The following is a 16,896-nucleotide window of genomic DNA, read 5'->3' on the forward strand; positions in this document are numbered from 1 at the left end:
GAGATGACCATTCCATTGGAACTCACTTTATCTGAGGTGGTATTTTGTGAAAATCCATGTTGTAAAGAGCGGGGATACGCTGTGGCGGATCTCGCAAATGTACGGAGTGACAATTAATCAAATAATTGCAGCCAATGGCTTAGATAATCCGAATCGTTTGGTGCTTGGTGAAGCCCTGGTTATTCCTGCACCATATCAGCAGTATGTAGTTCAAAGTGGTGATACACTTTGGGCCATTTCGCAGCGTTTAGGTGTGACAATGCAGGAAATAATCCATGCGAACCAGCTGGCCGACCCTTCCAAACTATATGTTGGCCAAGTACTCACGATTCCTGTTTTGTATCACACCGTTCAATCGGGTGAAACATTATGGGCAATTGCAGACAGATACGGAACAACGGTTCAGGCAATTGTCCAGTCAAATAATATTCAAAATGCCGGTATGATCTATGTAGGGCAAAGGCTTAGGATACCGGAAGCTCCAAAACCAGTGATTGAGGTAAATGCTTACGTGACCGACATGGAACAAGCAGGGGCAAATCTTGTCGCACCGTTAACACCATATTTTACCTATGTCAGTCCATTTAGCCATAGTGTTGGTGAGGATGGCAGTCTTGCTCCATTAAAAGATGAAGCAATCATTAGAACTGCCCGGGAACGAAATGTGGACCCATTACTGGCGATCACGAACTTTGTCGGCAGCAAATTTAGTGCCGAACGGGCGGCCTTAGTTTTAGGAACGCCTGAGATTCAAGATAAATTGATTGCCAATATACTAACGATGTTAAAAGAAAAAGGATATGTCGGAGTAAACATTGATTTTGAATATGTCAATCCCAGTGACAGGGAAAATTATAATAATTTTTTGCGAAAAGTTGTTGCAAAGCTGCGCCCGCAAGGATATTCGGTTTCTACCGCGCTTGCTCCGAAAATTTCCGCCGGACAAAAAGGGCAGTTATATGAGGCACATGATTATGCCGCGCACGGGCAAATCGTCGACTTTGTCGTGATTATGACCTATGAGTGGGGCTGGATTGGCGGCAGGCCTTGGGCAGTTGCTCCAATCAGCGAAGTTAGAAAAGTACTTGACTATGCTGTTACTGAAATACCACGCAATAAAATTGTTATGGGCGTCCCATTATACGGATATGATTGGAAAATTCCTTGGAAGCAAGGAACTTTAGCTAGGATTATCAGTCCAAAAGAGGCAGTGGACATCGCGGCGAAATATGGTGTTGCTATAAGTTATGATGAAACCTACCAATCTCCATTTTTCCGTTACACTGATGAAACCGGGCAGCAGCATGAAGTATGGTTCGAAGACGCGAGAAGTATGCAGGCCAAATATGATACGGTCAAGGCCTACAATCTCCGCGGCATCAGTTATTGGGTGCTGGGAACAGCTTTTCCGCAGAATTGGCCGGTGCAGGCAGCGAACTTTACGGTAAAAAAAGTTTAAACAAACATATGGCTAAATTAAGGAGTCGTACCCTTATTTAGCCATTTTTGTTTTTTACTAGATTAATTATGTTAAAATTATCCTGTACTCTTTTTCAAGAAGGTGATTAAAATTATTTCAAATGAAGACGTGATTTTAAGTTTACAAGGATTATCAAAAAATTATGGAAGCAAAAATGTTTTGAATGGAATTGATTTAACCGTTTATCGTGGACAAATTATTGGCTATATTGGTCCGAACGGTGCGGGTAAAAGTACAACAATTAAGATTATTCTTGGTCTTGAAGGAGATTATTCCGGAAAGATAGAGATTTTTGGTGAAACGCTTACCGAGGACAATTACCATTATAAGAGAAAAATCGGGTATGTCCCTGAAATAGCTGAACTCTATGATAATCTCACTCCACGTGAATATTTAACCTTTATTGGCGAATTATATGGCATGGACTTGCAGGCTGCGGATGAAAAAGCATGGAAGCTGATGAGGGTATTCGGTTTAGAAGCAGTCTATAACTCACGGATCGCTTCGTTTTCCAAAGGTATGCGTCAAAAAGTACTGATTATCTCGAGTTTATTGCATAATCCAGATCTTCTGTTTCTGGATGAGCCATTAAGCGGGCTTGATGCCAATAGCGTAATGGTGTTTAAAGAGATTCTCGCCATCCTCGCTGCTGAAGGCAAGACGGTTTTCTACTCTTCGCATATTATGGATGTCGTGGAGAAAATCAGCAACCGCATCATCCTTATTAACGATGGAAAAATTGTCGCCGATGGTAGTTTTCAAGAATTGAAGGCACAGAATACTGAAGGATCATTGGAACAAATTTTTAATCAGCTGACCGGTTTTAATGAATATAAAACAATAGCTGAAGAATTTGTTTCAATTGTTCAAGAGGAATAGGCCATGAAGGATTATCGAACTCTAAAATTTCTAGATTTATTCAAAGTGCTTTTTGTGAGAATGGGTGTTGATTACCCGGCAATGCGGAAAATCTTGGCGGTTAAATTAACAATGGACGGTCGCAGAACCCCAACCATCTTTAACCAACAGGCCAAGAAAAAGAATAAGCCGGAAGAGAACGGCTTTATGAAATCGCTCGGTATGTATGTCCTTTTAAGCTTAATTTTAATACCAATTGTTATTTTCGGGAAAAACTATCTTTTTCAGATGGCCATATTCTATGGGATTGTCATGTTTCTGGTGATGACTTCGATGATATCCGACTTTTCTAATGTGCTACTAGATATTCGCGACAAGGGGATTCTGCTGACAAAGCCGCTTTCTAAAAAGACGATTAGCACAGCTAAAACAGTTCATATTTCCATTTATTTATTCTTCTTGACCATTGCGTTAACAGCCGCTCCATTGATTATTGGGACCTTTAGGTATGGAATTTTATTTTTACTGCTCGCATTGATCGGGTTGATTCTGCTTAATTTGTTCATTGTCGTATTAACCGCGATTATCTACTATTTCATTCTCAGATTTTTCGATGGGGAAAAATTGAAAGATATTATCAATTACGTGCAAATCGGGTTATCGATTTCGATTGCTGTTGGCTACCAAGTGGTAGTAAGGGCGTTTAACTTTGTTGATATGGAAATGGTTTTTTCGCCAAACTGGTGGCAGTTCCTCATTCCGCCGATTTGGTTTGCAGCGCCGTTTGAGCTCGTTTTGAGACACGATACACGTTTCTATTTAGTAGGCTTTTCATGTTTAGCGGTGGTTATTCCGATTATTTCAATAGTCATCTATAACCGGATGATGCCGTCGTTTGAACAAAACCTGCGGAAGCTTACGAATCAGAGCGGAGAGAGTAAACGAAGGGAGAACCGCTGGAAAAATTGGATTGCCGGGGTTGTTTGCAAAGGGACGGAGGAAAAAGTATTTTTCCGGTTTGCCGATAATATGATGCGAAATGAGCGAGAATTTCGCCTAAAAGTATATCCTGCCTTAGGAATGGCACTCGTGTTTCCGTTTATTATGATGTTTAACGAAATCCAGATGAATTCCATTGCCCATTTAGCCGTAACCAAGTGGTATTTAGCGATTTATATGGCCAGTTTAATGATTCCAAATGCGGTTGCCATGCTGAAATATTCGGGTAAATATAAAGGGGCATGGGTGTACAAAACGGCACCGGTTGCCAATTTGGCACCGTTATACAGTGCGACATTAAAGGTATTTATCGTAAATTTGTTTTTTCCTATCTTTTTTATCTTGAGTTTGATTTTTATTATCATTTTCGGGGTAAAGATTATTCCCGATATATTGCTCGTGTTTGTGATCTCCATTTTATACACCGTTATTTGCTCGAACTATTTAAAGGGAACATTGCCGTTTTCGGAATCGTTTGAGGATGCTCAGCAGAGCGGCGGACTAAAGCTAATTCTGGCAATGCTGTTGATCGCGGTTTTTGCGGGAATTCATTATGCAGCTACGTTGGTTCCTTATGGTGTCCCAATTTATTTTATTGTGATGTTAGCTGTTACAATTTTTAGCTGGAAATGGGCTTATAAAACCGTTTGGAATTTATAAAGACTGCCTGACTAAGGGGCAGTTTTTTATAAGTGTAATTTTTAGAGAATTCATAATCCCTGTCGATGTAAAGTTGTTTATGTAATATTTCCCCGGTAATTTTGTCGATGAAGGAAACATTTTTTATTTAAAATCTATAATGCCTGAAAGATTTCCCTTATACTAGTTTTATAGGTATTTTTATACATAGGAGGGACATTCCATGAGGATTTTAGTCGTTGGTGCTGGTGCTGTAGGCGGGTATTTTGGCGGTCGGTTGCTGGAAAAGGGAGAGGACGTTACCTTTTTGGTAAGAGAAGGCAGGAAAAAACAATTAGCTGAAACTGGCCTTGTTCTTGAAAGTGTCCACGGTAATGTGACATTAACTCCAAAAACAATTCTTTCCGGTGAGGAAGCAGGTCCGTTTGATTTAATTTTGTTATCTACGAAAGCCTATCATTTAAAAGGCGCAATAGAGAGCTTCCAAGAATATGTTAGCGAAAAAACGGCCATTCTCCCATTATTAAATGGCATTTCTCATTATCATCAATTAATTGCGGAATTTGGTGAGGAACGCGTCCTTGGCGGTCTTTGCTTTATTGAAACTACGTTAGACCAAGAAGGAAGGATTATTCAAACAAGCGCAAAACATGACCTGGTGTTTGGCGAACGTTCTGGTGAACGGACCGAAAGAGTTTTAACAATTGAGGATGCGTTTAGCGGGACAAAAGTAGGTTATCGTTTAAGCGATGATGTTTGCCGAGATTTATGGAATAAATACCTATTCATTTCGACTATGTCAGGGATCACAACTTTAATGAGAGCTCCGATTGGCCCGATTCGTGAACAATCAACCGGACGGGCTGTAATTACTAAATTGCTGGAAGAAATAGTTTTTGTTATGAAACATGCAGGTGCTCCATTTTCAGATGATGCCGTGGCCCAGCAATTGAATCAAATTGATTCATTAGGATATTCGATGAAATCCTCGATGCAAAGAGATATGGAAAAATTGTCCCAGGTCGAAGCTGACCATTTACATGGGTACCTATTGGACATTGCAAATAAGGAAAAAATCCTTGTTCCTGTGTTAGAAGCTGTGTATACGAATTTAAAAGTTTATGAGACATCGTTGTAATCTATAGAAAAAAGGGCACACCGAATGTGGTGTGCCTTTCTTCTATAGAGGACAAACGGGAGCTTTATTATTTCAATTAGTCCACATAGCTGCTTTATAGGGACAGGTAAGCTTCCATTTTTTTGAGTGTAGTTCTCATAAAAAGGTTTATGAGGACAGATCCGCATGCAAGTAGCGGTTCTCAGTTCTCATAAACGGTTCATGAGGACAAAGCCACCGACAAGTAACTTGGCCTAGTTCTCATAAACATCCTGCTACGCCGGACGTTTCACCAGCTTTGGATTCTTGTTCATCGTTACTAGTAAAATGAAGCCGCTGATGATGAGAAGTATACTTGTACTTATAAATACCGCCGAAAAACCGAGATAGCCGGAAACGAAACCGCCGAGCATTGGTCCGATAATATTGCCGAGGAAGCGTAAACTGTTATTATAGCCCAGCACTTCACCCTGCATTGCAATTGGAACTTCCTGGCGGATATAGGCAATCCTGACTGGAATAATGCCGCCAATCGCCACTCCAAGCACAAAGCGAATCAACACTAACTGCCAAAAACTCGTAACCATTGCCCCAGGCAAGTAAATAATGCCCGCCGCAAAAAGAAGGATTACCAATATCTTTATATATCCATATTTATCAGCAATTTTCCCCCAATTCCGCGACATCAGCAAATTGCCTAAACCGGCTACAGAAAAAGCAATTCCGGAATAAAAAGCAATATTTGCCTTTCCATGCAGTTCACCGACGAATAAGGATAGAATCGGCTGGATACTAAAGTGAGCGATTTGAACAAGTGCAGATATCACTAGAACCGTCAGCATTACCGGGTTTCTGAAGATATGCGTTAATACCTCTTTGCTGGAATAATGCGATTTGGCGCCAGACCGCACCTCGATGCGAAATTCTTTAGTCGTCATCACAAGTAAAGCGGAAATGAAAATGGCAATTGACGTCCATTTGAAGGTAGTGGAGTACCCAAGCGTATCTGCTAAAACTCCGCCAAGCATTGGCCCCAATAAGGAACCGGTGATACTGCCCGTTTGCAGAGTGCCAAGAACGCGCCCTGCAATCTCCTTCGGTGTTTGGGTGGAGATAAATGCCTGCGACATCGGAATGAAACCGGAGAAAAAGCCCATGAAAAAGCGGAGAAAAAATAGCTGCCATACCGATTGGGCAAAACCAATGAGGAAAATGGAAACGGCCATTCCAAGCCCGGAAATGATTAAGATTTTTTTCCTTCCGTAGCGATCGCCAATTTTCCCCCAAACAGGTGAAAAAATAAAGGCTGATACGAATGTTACGGCAAATGTCAGACCAGACCAGTGCTGAACATACTTAGCCGTGAAATTCCCAAATGACTCAATATACAATGAAATAAACGGAAGAACCATGGTCATGCTGCCTGAAACAAAGAAGTTTGCAAACCACATAATCCACAAATTACGTTTCGCCTGTCCCTGTTGATTCACAGTTAACACTTCTTTCTGTCGATTACTTCGTTTTACTAAATATTATAATACCTAAATTTTCGAATTATTCAACCCCGCTGTTTGTCCATGATTTAAATAGCCAGCAGTCATGATAAAGAAAATATATCCTTAGTCATTTTCTGTTTTTTTCGACATATGGTTTGAAATGGAAAAGATTATTGATTCAAAAACTTGTTTTGATTTAAACTAAATGAATAATGCAGATGTAATGTGGTGAGAAGATGGAAGATCAGACAGTACAAACAAAGGAGATTATGGAGGTTTGTTTGCTGGCGGGGAAAATCATGCTGCAGTCCGGTGGGGAAACGTATCGGGTTGAAGATACAATGACCCGGATGGCAGCAGCCTTTGGAATTGAAAATACGCACAGCTATGTCACCCCAACAGGAATTATTTTTTCAGCGGAAGGAACTGGCCCTACGAGAACCAAATTAATCAGGATATCCGAGCGGTCGACGGATTTGGAAAAGGTGGCATTGGTCAATAGCATTTCAAGAGGAATAAGTAACGGTGATATCAATCTTAAGCAGGCGTTTGAGCAATTAAACGCAATTAATTCAATGGATTTGGCTTTTCCGTTAATGATACAGGTGGCTGCAGCATCACTTGCCAGCGGCTGTTTCATGATTATGTTCAATGGCGGCTGGAATGATTTTATTCCGGCGATGGTTTCGGGTGGTGTCGGGTATTTCAGCTTTGTCTCTTTCCACCGCTTTGTCTCTGTTAAATTTTTCTCCGAGTTTCTTGCGTCATTTGTGATTGGATTGTTATCGTTTTTATTTGTCAAACTAGGTGTGGGGCAGCAATTGGATAAAATCATTATTGGTTCAGTCATGACGCTGGTTCCTGGGCTGTTAGTTACAAATGCTATCAGGGATTTAATGGCGGGGCATTTGGTCGCCGGGTTATCAAAGGGAGCGGAAGCATTTCTGACCGCTTTTGCCATTGGGGCAGGAATTGCTTTTGTCGTATCATTTTTGTGAGATGGGGTCAATGAGGTGAAATTATTAGCACAATTAATCACCAGCTTTATTGCAACCGGTGCGTTTGGCATCATTTTTAATGCACCGAAAAATACGTTAGTGAAGTGTGGACTAATTGGAATGGGCGGCTGGGTGATTTACTACGTCATTAATGGTTATACTAATAATGCAGTACTTGCTACAGTGGCAGCAACGATTTTTATTGCCGTTATAAGTCAACGGTTAGCGAAGTATTATAAAACACCAGTCATTATTTTTAGTGTCGCCGGGATTATTCCGTTAGTACCGGGTGGATTAGCGTATGATGCCATGCGGAATTTTGTGGAGAATGATTATAATACGGCACTTGCTTTGGCGGCAAAGGTCTTTATGCTAGCAGGAACAATCGCTTTTGGACTGGTTTTTTCCGAGGTTATTAACCAGGTTATACGTAAAGTAAGTGATAGGAGAGCGAAAAATTAACAGCATTTGTTTGAAGATTGCTTAGTTTGGAAATTTTAGCTCTTTCTTCCTTTAGGAACTTTTGGTATGGTAGTATGGAAGGACTATAGGTTTACCATGATTTTGACAAGGAATGAAATGATGGTATGAAGAAATGGTTAATGATTGTTATAATTCTAGCAATATCAATTTTTGGAGTAAAAACGATTATCGATGTGAAGGCAGATCAAGCGGATCTGGTAATGGTTAAAGAAGCCCCAACGCTCAAGCTGCGGCAAATAGCACTTCAAAAAAACGCACCTATCTTGCCAAAAAGCAAGCTGTTGGATGTACCGTTTATCAATCAGATGGACCATCCAATGCTTTATAACGGTTGTGAAGTTACAAGCCTTGCTATGATTCTGAATTACCATGGTGTGAGAGTCTCGAAGAACGAGCTGGCGGAAAAAATAAAAACGGTCCCTTTAAACTATCCTAATGGGCAAAAAGGAAATCCAAATGCCGGGTTTGTAGGAAATATGGCAAGAGGACCAGGTCTTGGGGTTTATAACGGTCCAATTTACGATCTTGCTAAGAAATATGTTGGAGATAAGGCGGTTAACTTAACTAACAGCCCGTTCACCGATTTGCTTAAGAAGGTCAGCCAGGGGCTTCCTGTTTGGATTATTACAACGTCAAGCTTTACTCCGGTTTCAGTGTTCGAAACATGGAATACGCCGCAAGGGAAAATTGAAATTACCTTCAGCGAGCACAGTGTTGCGATTACCGGATATGATGACAAGTATATTTATGTGAATGACCCATACGGGGTGAAAAATCGTAAATGTGACCGAGAAAGATTCATTAAAGCATGGGAACAAATGGGCAGTCAGGCGGTTGTCATCGAAAAATAAAATGGACTAGAATTGGACGAAGGCAGGGGAATTTCCCCTGCCTTCGATTTTTTGCTTTATTTATTTTATAGCTATATTCGTAACTTGAATACTGCAAGTTCTAATCGTTTGCTTTCATAATGTAAAAATAAACATTAATATACAATTTGCCGCGGTACATTTTTCCACTGTAGGTTTTATAACCTAAACGACGTAAGCCCTACCTCTCTTACATCCTCACGGCTCCGAGGCCGTTCCAGTGTGAATAAGTCTTTCCGATAAAACATTCGTGGAAAGCCAGAAATATATTCCTACATTTATCTTCAGTTCTGATCCAAGTTACTTAAAATTAAAGCACGAATGAATATTATAAAATGGAATTTAATATTTGTCAAGGATACTGCAGAAGAAAACTTTGGGGAATTGCATTTATAAGCAGGATTTTCTTTCGGTTACATATAAGTATTAAAAAATATGAAAAAGGGGGGAAGGTTTTGGAGGGCTTTGTTTATCGGGATTATGACGGTCTTGGATTGGCGGAATTAGTTAAAAATAAGCAAGTGCAGCCTAAAGAAGTACTGGGCGAGGCTGTGAAAATGATTGAAGAAAAAAATCCAAAATTAAATGCAGTGATCCATAAATTATATGAAAAAGCAGAAAAACAGCTGGAACATTTAAACATGGAAGGCGTGTTTGCAGGAGTTCCTTTTGTGTTGAAGGATATCACCCAAGAAATCGAGGGGGAGAAAATTACGTCTGGCTCAAAGGCATTTCAAGCATACCGAGCTAAAGCTGATTCTGAATATGTGAAACGGGTGCGTAACACCGGGGTGCTGTTTGTTGCCCAAACCAATGTTCCGGAATTTGCTTTAATGGGGATTACCGAGCCGAAGTTTTATGGTCCCACTAGAAATCCATGGGATGAAAACTATACACCGGGCGGCTCAAGCGGCGGCTCCGCAGCTGCAGTTGCAAGCGGAATGGTACCGATTGCCGGAGCAAATGACGGAGGAGGCTCCATCCGGATTCCAGGTGCCTATTGCGGTTTGTTTGGACTGAAGCCGACCAGGGGCAGAACACCGGTAGGTCCTAACTACGGCCGACTTTGGCAAGGGGCATCAGTTGAGCATATTTTGTCGCGAACGGTTCGAGACAGCGCCACCATGCTGGATCAAATTCAAATTTATGAAAAATATGCCGCATTTCATGCACCCCCATTTCAGGGTTCCTATCTTCAAAGTGTATTGGAGCCAATGAATGAAAAGCTTACGATCGCTTTTACTGTTCGATCACCATTGGGAACGGAAGTTGATCATGTATGTAAACAAGCTGTATATAAAGCGGCTAAGTTGTTGGAATCAATGGGTCATCATGTGGTAGAAAAGGAGCCGCCGATTGATGGCAGGAAGATTGCAAAAAGTTATTTAACAATGTATTTCGGTGAAGTGGCTGCGACATTGGCATCATTAGAGGACGTTCTTGGCCGTAAACCAATGATGGGCGATGTTGAATTAACTACCTGGATTTTAGGATTAGTGGGGAAGGCCACGCCGGCAGAGGAAATCGTTCAAAGTATCCGGGAATGGGACCGCGCTGCGTTTATTATGGAAGAGTTTCATGAAACATATGATTTATTCATGACGCCGACAACGGCTTTCCCTCCAGCGAGGATTGGGGAATTGGAACCAAGTAATGCTGAAAAAGCGGCCATGCAGCTTGCCGGAAAGCTTGGTTTGGGCAGGATTTTAAAAAAAGCAGGAGTAGTTGAACAGGTAGCAGAGAATAATTTAAAAAGAACGCCCTTTACTCAATTGGCGAATTTAACAGGTCAGCCTGCAATGACCGTGCCTCTCCATCTTACGGCAGCTGATCTTCCAGTCGGAGTACAATTGATGGCTGCCAGAGGGAAAGAGAACCTACTGCTTTCTTTAGCGGGCAAGCTGGAACAAACGGATTATTGGGTTCCAGTTCAAACCAATCCTAAATATGCTTGATATCAAAAGGGGGGCATTTAACTAAGTGCCCTCTTAAATTTTTCCCAAGTACATTTTTTGTCGAAAAACATCGATTTTTTGATAAAAGATGGTAAAATAGTATGAGAACAATTTATGAACATTTTTGTAATTTTAAAAACATTTCATTAATTGAGGAGTTTTAAGATGAATGAAGGTCGCCAAAGTCCTAAGTTAATATTTGAAGAGAAAAAGGCGATAAAGCTTTTTTTGTGGTTATTTTATATCTTTTTTATAACATATAGTTTATTTTGGAGTGTTATTATCCCAAAATACACTACTTTTAAGCATTCTGAGAATTTTATGGATGGGCTAGGCATCTGGCTTTATATAACAGTTATTGGTATCTTGCCTGCATCTATTTACATTATTAAAAAAGGAAATCTCTATTTTGTAAAATATTTCGTTTTTATTAGTTATGTTGTAATAGATATTGTTGATAATATCCTCAGATACTTTGGAACAAACAAGACATTTGCTTCCGGGAATATAGTAGAGTTGCTATTTGTATTTTTTGCTCCCATATTTGTGAATAAAAAGTATTTCTGGACAGTTTCTTTGGGGATAATTGGAAAGTATTGTTTTATAGGTATTTTGTTACAAGATTCTGATGTTCTACTACCAGTTATATCGACAATAATATTAGTTGCTATTTCTTATATTTTGTTAACCCGGTTTAATTCATATATTCAATCGTTAACAGCAGCCCAAGAAGAGTTACATCAAAAAGAAAAGCTTGCTTTAATTGGTCAAATGGCGGCGGCAATTGGTCATGAGATCCGCAACCCGCTGGCATCACTGAAAGGGTTTGCACAGCTACAGCATGAGCGGTTTCCTGAACAAAATGAATATTATCCAATAATGATTCAGGAAATTGACCGAATTGATATCATAGTGAATGATTTAATGTTTATTGGTAAACCAAAGTCCGTCCAGATTGAGCCGACAAATATGAAGGACATAATTGAATACACCGTATCTATTATGCGGCAGCAGGCAATTGTACAAAATATTGGCATTGAATCGAGTTATGCGGAGCATTTGCCGCTGATCGGGTGTGATGAGAAGCATTTAAAACAGGTATTTATCAATTTATTAAAAAATGCGATTGAGGCAATGCCTGATGGAGGCACAATCAAATTAAATGTTCAGTACTTAGAAGACGCTGGAATTATTGTATCTATTGAGGATGAAGGCTGTGGTATTAAAAGTGAAGATATCCCAAATCTAACAGTTCCCTTTTATACTACTAAAAAGAGTGGTACTGGATTGGGATTGGTAGTTACAAACCAAATCATTAAAGAGCATAACGGTAATATAAATATAGAAAGTGATTTAGGAAAAGGAACAAAGGTAATTGTAACATTGCCGGTTTGTCAGAAATAAATGTTCCTTTTTTATACAAAAATCATCATGTTATAGTATTTCAAGGGGCTTCCTTATGGGATATAATGTAGAGGAATCCCGAATTTTAAAAGATTTTGTAACTTCTATTTCTTTTTGGTGATGTTGGATACTTATGGAGGTTTCTATGATACCACAAGAAGAGCAACGAGCTGTTAAATGGTTTTTATTACTTTTTTATATAATATTGTTGGGCTATGATTTTTTTTATTATTACCTTTTTCCTAAATACATTGTAAAAGGTAAGATTGGATTACCGAGTAATTATTGGTATCTCATTTATATTGTTTTATTTATGTTGATTCCAATCTTACTCTACTTAAATAAAGCAAATAAGATATCTTGGATAAAATATGTATTTATTGTTAGTTATATGCTCACAGTTTTTATCGTTGATATTCTTACTTATTATGGTTCAAAACTCCGCTATACCAATGGGAATGTAGTCGAAGTATTTTTAATTCTATCTCTGCCTCTTTTCCTTAATAAAAGATATTTTTGGATAGTAAGTATAGGACTTTTTTCAAAATATTTTCTAATGGGAATAATTTTGAAATCCTCTATAGTTATTCTTGCAAGTATTTTTATTGTAATATTATCAATTATTTCTTTCTATTTATTAGTACGTTTTCAAGTATATGTTCGTGCAATTAGTACTTCATATGACAACCAAATGAAGGGAATTGTAAAAGGAGTTATTGCAACACTTGAGCTAAAAGATCCTTATACCAAAGGGCATAGTGAACGTGTTGCTAACTACGCATTATTATTAGCCAAGCAGTTAGGAATTCTTTCAAAGGATGAACAAAAAACTTTTTACTATGCTTGCTTACTTCATGATATAGGAAAGGTACATATACCTGATCAAATACTTATGAAACCTGGTAAACTTACTAATGAAGAATTTGAGATTATTAAATCTCATCCTGTCGTGGGGGCAAATGCAGTAAAAGACGTAGAAGGTTTGAGTAATAGCATATGTGTTATTCGTTCTCACCATGAACGGTGGGATGGACTAGGATATCCTGATAGGTTGGCAGGGGTAGATATCCCGTTACTTGCTAGAATTTCAGCAATTGCAGATGCTTTTGATGCTATGACTTCATCACGCTCGTATAGGGCAGCAATGTCCGTTGAAGAAGCCTATAAGCGAATTTTGGAAGGTAAAGGGTCCCAATTCGATCCTAATTTAGTTGAAGAATTTAAAAAAGTTTTTCCATCCTGGGTTAATTTCCATAAATCTTATCCTTGGGTGAAAAATATAGAAAAAAAGAAGGAGGTGCTGTAATGAAAATCCGTAAGTTAAAGAAAGTAAAAACAACTTGCTGGTGGTGTACCTGGGTAGGGCAAAAACCTTGATTAAGTTGGATGTTAGCCTTAAGCTAGCATCCTTCTTTTGTGTGCCAGGCATGTTCATTTACTTGGCGGTGTGAGTCCGCTATGGGCGTTGGGATATGCGAACCATTAGCTGAAGGCAAGGGTGTTCATGGTGACATGAAATCTGAAGGAAGCCCTAGGCAAATCCTTGGTCTGAGGTACACGAACCACATTTGAGGTTTCAATTTCAGGACGAGTTTGCAAAACAAAATGAAGTCCCAAATATCCCCGGATGGAATTGAAATAAATGTGGCAGACATATGAGGAGAAGGTGGATGAACTTACCCTGGGAGGTCTCTTGATACCCTTTAAAGGAACCTACTTAGTGATAAGTAATTGAATCTAGAGAAGTCAGCCGAGGTCATAGTATCAACCTTACGGTTGAGAAGGACTGAACGAAAGGAGCGACCATGTTAGAGCAGTTTACAAAGGAACGAGGAGACAGCCAATCATATGACTATAAAAGAAGTAGGTGAACGGAATTTACTGAGAACTTTTGTAGAGTTGAGTTACCTTTGTGCAACCTCAAGAGCATGGGAACAATATGGAATCTAATAACGAGTTAATTGTGAGAATTATAAGCCGAGATAATATGAACCTAGCCTTTCAGAGGGTTAAGAGAAATAAAGGAGCTGCAGGAGTCGATGAGAAAGATATAGAAGCAACTCGCCTTTATCTGAAAGAATACGGTCATGAAATCCTCCGACTTATACAAGAAGGAAAATATAAACCACAAGCAGTCAGAAGGGTAGAAATACCAAAACCCAACGGTGGAAAACGTAAGTTAGGAATTCCCACAGTAACTGACAGAGTCATTCAGCAAGCAATCTCCCAAGTATTAACCCCAATCTTTGAGAAACAATTTAGCCCCTATAGCTATGGATTTAGACCTAATAAAAGCGCACACCAAGCAATAGAACAGGCTAGACAATATATCGAAGAAGGCTACTATTACGTAGTGGACATAGACTTAGAGAAGTTCTTTGATAAAGTACAACACGACAAGCTTATGTCCATCGTTGCCAAGTCTATCACAGATAAAATGACTCTGAAATTAATCCGTCGATACCTTCAAGCAGGTGTTATGGAAAATGGAGTTGTATCGGTGAACAAGGAAGGAACTCCGCAAGGAGGACCACTGAGTCCCTTACTTAGCAATATCATTCTAAATGAGTTGGACAAGGAGCTTGAAAACCGCGGGCATAAATTTGTACGTTATGCAGATGACTGTAACATATATGTTAAGAGTCTAAAAGCAGGGGAACGGGTCAAAGAAGGAATTACAGACTTCATTGAGAAGAAATTAAAGCTCAAAGTGAATGAGGAGAAAAGCGCGGTGGGAAAGCCAATAGCACGTGTATTCTTAGGTATGAGTTTTTATCAATGGAAAAGAAAATCTAAAATATACGTGCCAAAGAAAACCAAGGAAAGATTCGAAGGAAAGCTAAAGAAACTCACGAACCGTAATTGGGGAGTAAGTATGGAATTTCGTATTCTAAAGATTAATCAACTTATTCAGGGATGGGGCAATTACTTTAAAATCGCGGATATTAAGAAATATGCATCCTTAACTGACGCGCATATCAGAAGGCGATTAAGAGCCTGCCGATGGAAAGAGTGGAAGAAAACGAAAACTAAATACAGAAACCTGAAGAAACAAGGTATTCCTTCAAATGTCGCTTGGAGATGTGCCAATACCCGAAAGGGTTACTGGAGATTTTCCAATAATCCAGTCTTGGATTCAGCCTTGAATAAGGATTATTGGATAAGACAAGGACTTAAACAATTAACTCAAATAATTTCATAGAACTTTCGAACCGCCGTATACCGTACGGTGGTGTGAGAGGTCGGGGGTTAGTCACCCCCTCCTACTCGATTATAAAAATTAAGTAAAGGGTGTTAGCATGCTTCCTTCATATAATTCAAGGCTTGCTATAGTTCCAATTCATATAACTAAGGATAAAAAACACTACATCGTCGAAGATAAAACCTCAGGTGAATTTTATGAGATGCCTGAGGTATGTATAGCTGCGATTAAATTAATGGATAATGGTGAAACATTAGATGAGATTGAACATCAGCTTAAAGAACAATATCCTAATGAAGAAGTAGATTTGCTTGATTTTGCTGAGCAGCTTCTAGAATTGCAGCTTATTGCAGAAATAGATGGCGTAAAGGTTGAAAAAGAAGAAAAGGAAAATCACAGCCTTGGCTACCTATGGATTTCTTCGCGATTGGGTAAATTCTTTTTTAATAAAACCGCTTATTTGATTTACATTACTTTATTTTTTGTAAACGTTTCTGTTTTTGTTATACATCCGTCGTTATTCCCAAATTATAAAGATCTATTTATCTTCGACTATATGTTTTTAAATATTCCAATATGGATGGTTGTATCTTTTATATTAGTATTGGTTCATGAATTTGGTCATGTCCTGGCGATGCGTGCTAGTAAGCTTCCAACTAGACTAGGGGTTGGCCACCGGTTGTTCTTTGTCGTTTTAGAAACAGATATGAGTTTGGCTTGGAAGCTGCCTTCTAAGAAACGAAATATCTTATATTTGGCCGGTCTGTGTTTTGATACAGTTATTCTTTTTCTGGCGCTTGCCGGCCAGCTAGTATTTGCAAACGGTCCTGGCATTTTCTTGAGTATACTGCAAGTGATTGTCCTAGATACGTTTATTCGAATGGTGTATCAGTGCTGTATCTATATGAAAACAGATCTCTATTATGTGTTTGAAAATGTTTCCGGCTGCTATAATTTAATGGAAAATGCACAACAGCAATTAAGTAAGCTTGTTCCCTTTTGGAAACCTGCCAAACAAGAAGAAGTTATGTATGAGGATGAGAAAAGAACCGTACTTTTCTATTCCATCTTTTATTTGCTTGGAGTCGGTTTAACTCTGTTGTTATTTGCTATTTATTATATTCCTCAATTGCTATTTGCGCTGAAAAAAGTGCTGCCAGGGTTTTCGAAGGGAATGACGACCTTGCCATTTTGGGATGCGGCCATTTTCACCCTGCAGATTGTAATTGGCATACTGCTTTTACTCTATTCATGGCAGAAAAAATACCTTCCTAGCTCCAGCGCCTAGGTACTCGTGTCACAAACCAAGCCGACAAGGAGGCTATATTGCGGCCTTCTTGTCGGCTCGTCCGTGTGCATGTCGCCCCTGGCCACTAAGGAAATCTCCTTTGAAGAA

13 protein-coding genes are annotated in these 16,896 nt (G+C 39.3%); 12 read left to right on the plus strand and 1 reads right to left on the minus strand.

Going from position 1 to position 16,896, the window contains the following annotated elements; all coding sequences use genetic code 11:
- The first annotated feature begins 46 nt into the window (after window positions 1-46).
- From A6749_RS18090 to A6749_RS18105, 4 genes are all read left to right on the plus strand, one after another.
- Window positions 47-1,459 (plus strand): glycoside hydrolase family 18 protein, encoded by a 1,413-nt coding sequence (locus A6749_RS18090; RefSeq protein ID WP_066393324.1) that lies wholly within the window; start codon window positions 47-49, stop codon window positions 1,457-1,459.
- A gap of 102 nt (window positions 1,460-1,561) precedes the next feature.
- Window positions 1,562-2,359 carry an ABC transporter ATP-binding protein gene (locus A6749_RS18095; RefSeq protein ID WP_407937516.1) on the plus strand — a complete coding sequence of 266 codons (798 nt, stop codon included), beginning with the start codon at window positions 1,562-1,564 and terminating at the stop codon, window positions 2,357-2,359.
- A gap of 3 nt (window positions 2,360-2,362) precedes the next feature.
- Entirely contained in the window at window positions 2,363-3,997 is a 1,635-nt protein-coding gene (locus A6749_RS18100) for a hypothetical protein (RefSeq protein ID WP_066393325.1), read from the plus strand.
- A 202-nt stretch (window positions 3,998-4,199) separates the two neighbouring features.
- Entirely contained in the window at window positions 4,200-5,114 is a 915-nt protein-coding gene (locus A6749_RS18105) for a ketopantoate reductase family protein (RefSeq protein WP_066393331.1), read from the plus strand.
- A 254-nt stretch (window positions 5,115-5,368) separates the two neighbouring features.
- On the opposite strand, the gene A6749_RS18110 is transcribed toward A6749_RS18105, so the two are convergent.
- Window positions 5,369-6,544 (minus strand): MFS transporter, encoded by a 1,176-nt coding sequence (locus tag A6749_RS18110; protein WP_066401041.1) that lies wholly within the window; start codon window positions 6,542-6,544, stop codon window positions 5,369-5,371.
- Window positions 6,545-6,825: 281 nt separating this feature from the next.
- On the opposite strand from A6749_RS18110, the gene A6749_RS18115 reads away from it, so the two are divergent.
- The 8 genes from A6749_RS18115 to A6749_RS18150 all read left to right on the plus strand — a co-directional run bounded on the left by A6749_RS18115 (window position 6,826) and on the right by A6749_RS18150 (window position 16,788).
- Entirely contained in the window at window positions 6,826-7,587 is a 762-nt protein-coding gene (locus tag A6749_RS18115) for a threonine/serine exporter family protein (protein ID WP_066393334.1), read from the plus strand.
- 15 nt (window positions 7,588-7,602) lie between these two features.
- Entirely contained in the window at window positions 7,603-8,049 is a 447-nt protein-coding gene (locus A6749_RS18120) for a threonine/serine exporter family protein (protein WP_066393341.1), read from the plus strand.
- A 125-nt stretch (window positions 8,050-8,174) separates the two neighbouring features.
- A complete protein-coding gene (locus tag A6749_RS18125; RefSeq protein ID WP_066393345.1) occupies window positions 8,175-8,921 on the plus strand; it encodes a C39 family peptidase in 747 nt (248 codons plus the stop codon).
- Window positions 8,922-9,394: 473 nt separating this feature from the next.
- Window positions 9,395-10,894 carry an amidase family protein gene (locus tag A6749_RS18130; protein WP_066393358.1) on the plus strand — a complete coding sequence of 500 codons (1,500 nt, stop codon included), beginning with the start codon at window positions 9,395-9,397 and terminating at the stop codon, window positions 10,892-10,894.
- 165 nt (window positions 10,895-11,059) lie between these two features.
- Window positions 11,060-12,298: an ATP-binding protein gene (locus A6749_RS18135; RefSeq protein WP_066393360.1), complete on the plus strand. Its 1,239-nt coding sequence runs from the start codon at window positions 11,060-11,062 to the stop codon at window positions 12,296-12,298.
- A gap of 145 nt (window positions 12,299-12,443) precedes the next feature.
- Complete coding sequence (locus A6749_RS18140; protein WP_084797894.1) at window positions 12,444-13,604, plus strand: HD-GYP domain-containing protein; 1,161 nt, start codon at window positions 12,444-12,446, stop codon at window positions 13,602-13,604.
- A 633-nt stretch (window positions 13,605-14,237) separates the two neighbouring features.
- On the plus strand, window positions 14,238-15,500 hold the full coding sequence (gene ltrA / locus A6749_RS18145) for a group II intron reverse transcriptase/maturase (protein ID WP_066390170.1): 1,263 nt from the start codon (window positions 14,238-14,240) through the stop codon (window positions 15,498-15,500).
- Window positions 15,501-15,597: 97 nt separating this feature from the next.
- Complete coding sequence (locus A6749_RS18150; protein ID WP_066393370.1) at window positions 15,598-16,788, plus strand: hypothetical protein; 1,191 nt, start codon at window positions 15,598-15,600, stop codon at window positions 16,786-16,788.
- Window positions 16,789-16,896 lie beyond the last annotated feature (108 nt).

Source organism: Neobacillus mesonae (assembly GCF_001636315.1).
GTDB classification, from domain to species: Bacteria; Bacillota; Bacilli; order Bacillales; family Cytobacillaceae; genus Neobacillus; species Neobacillus mesonae.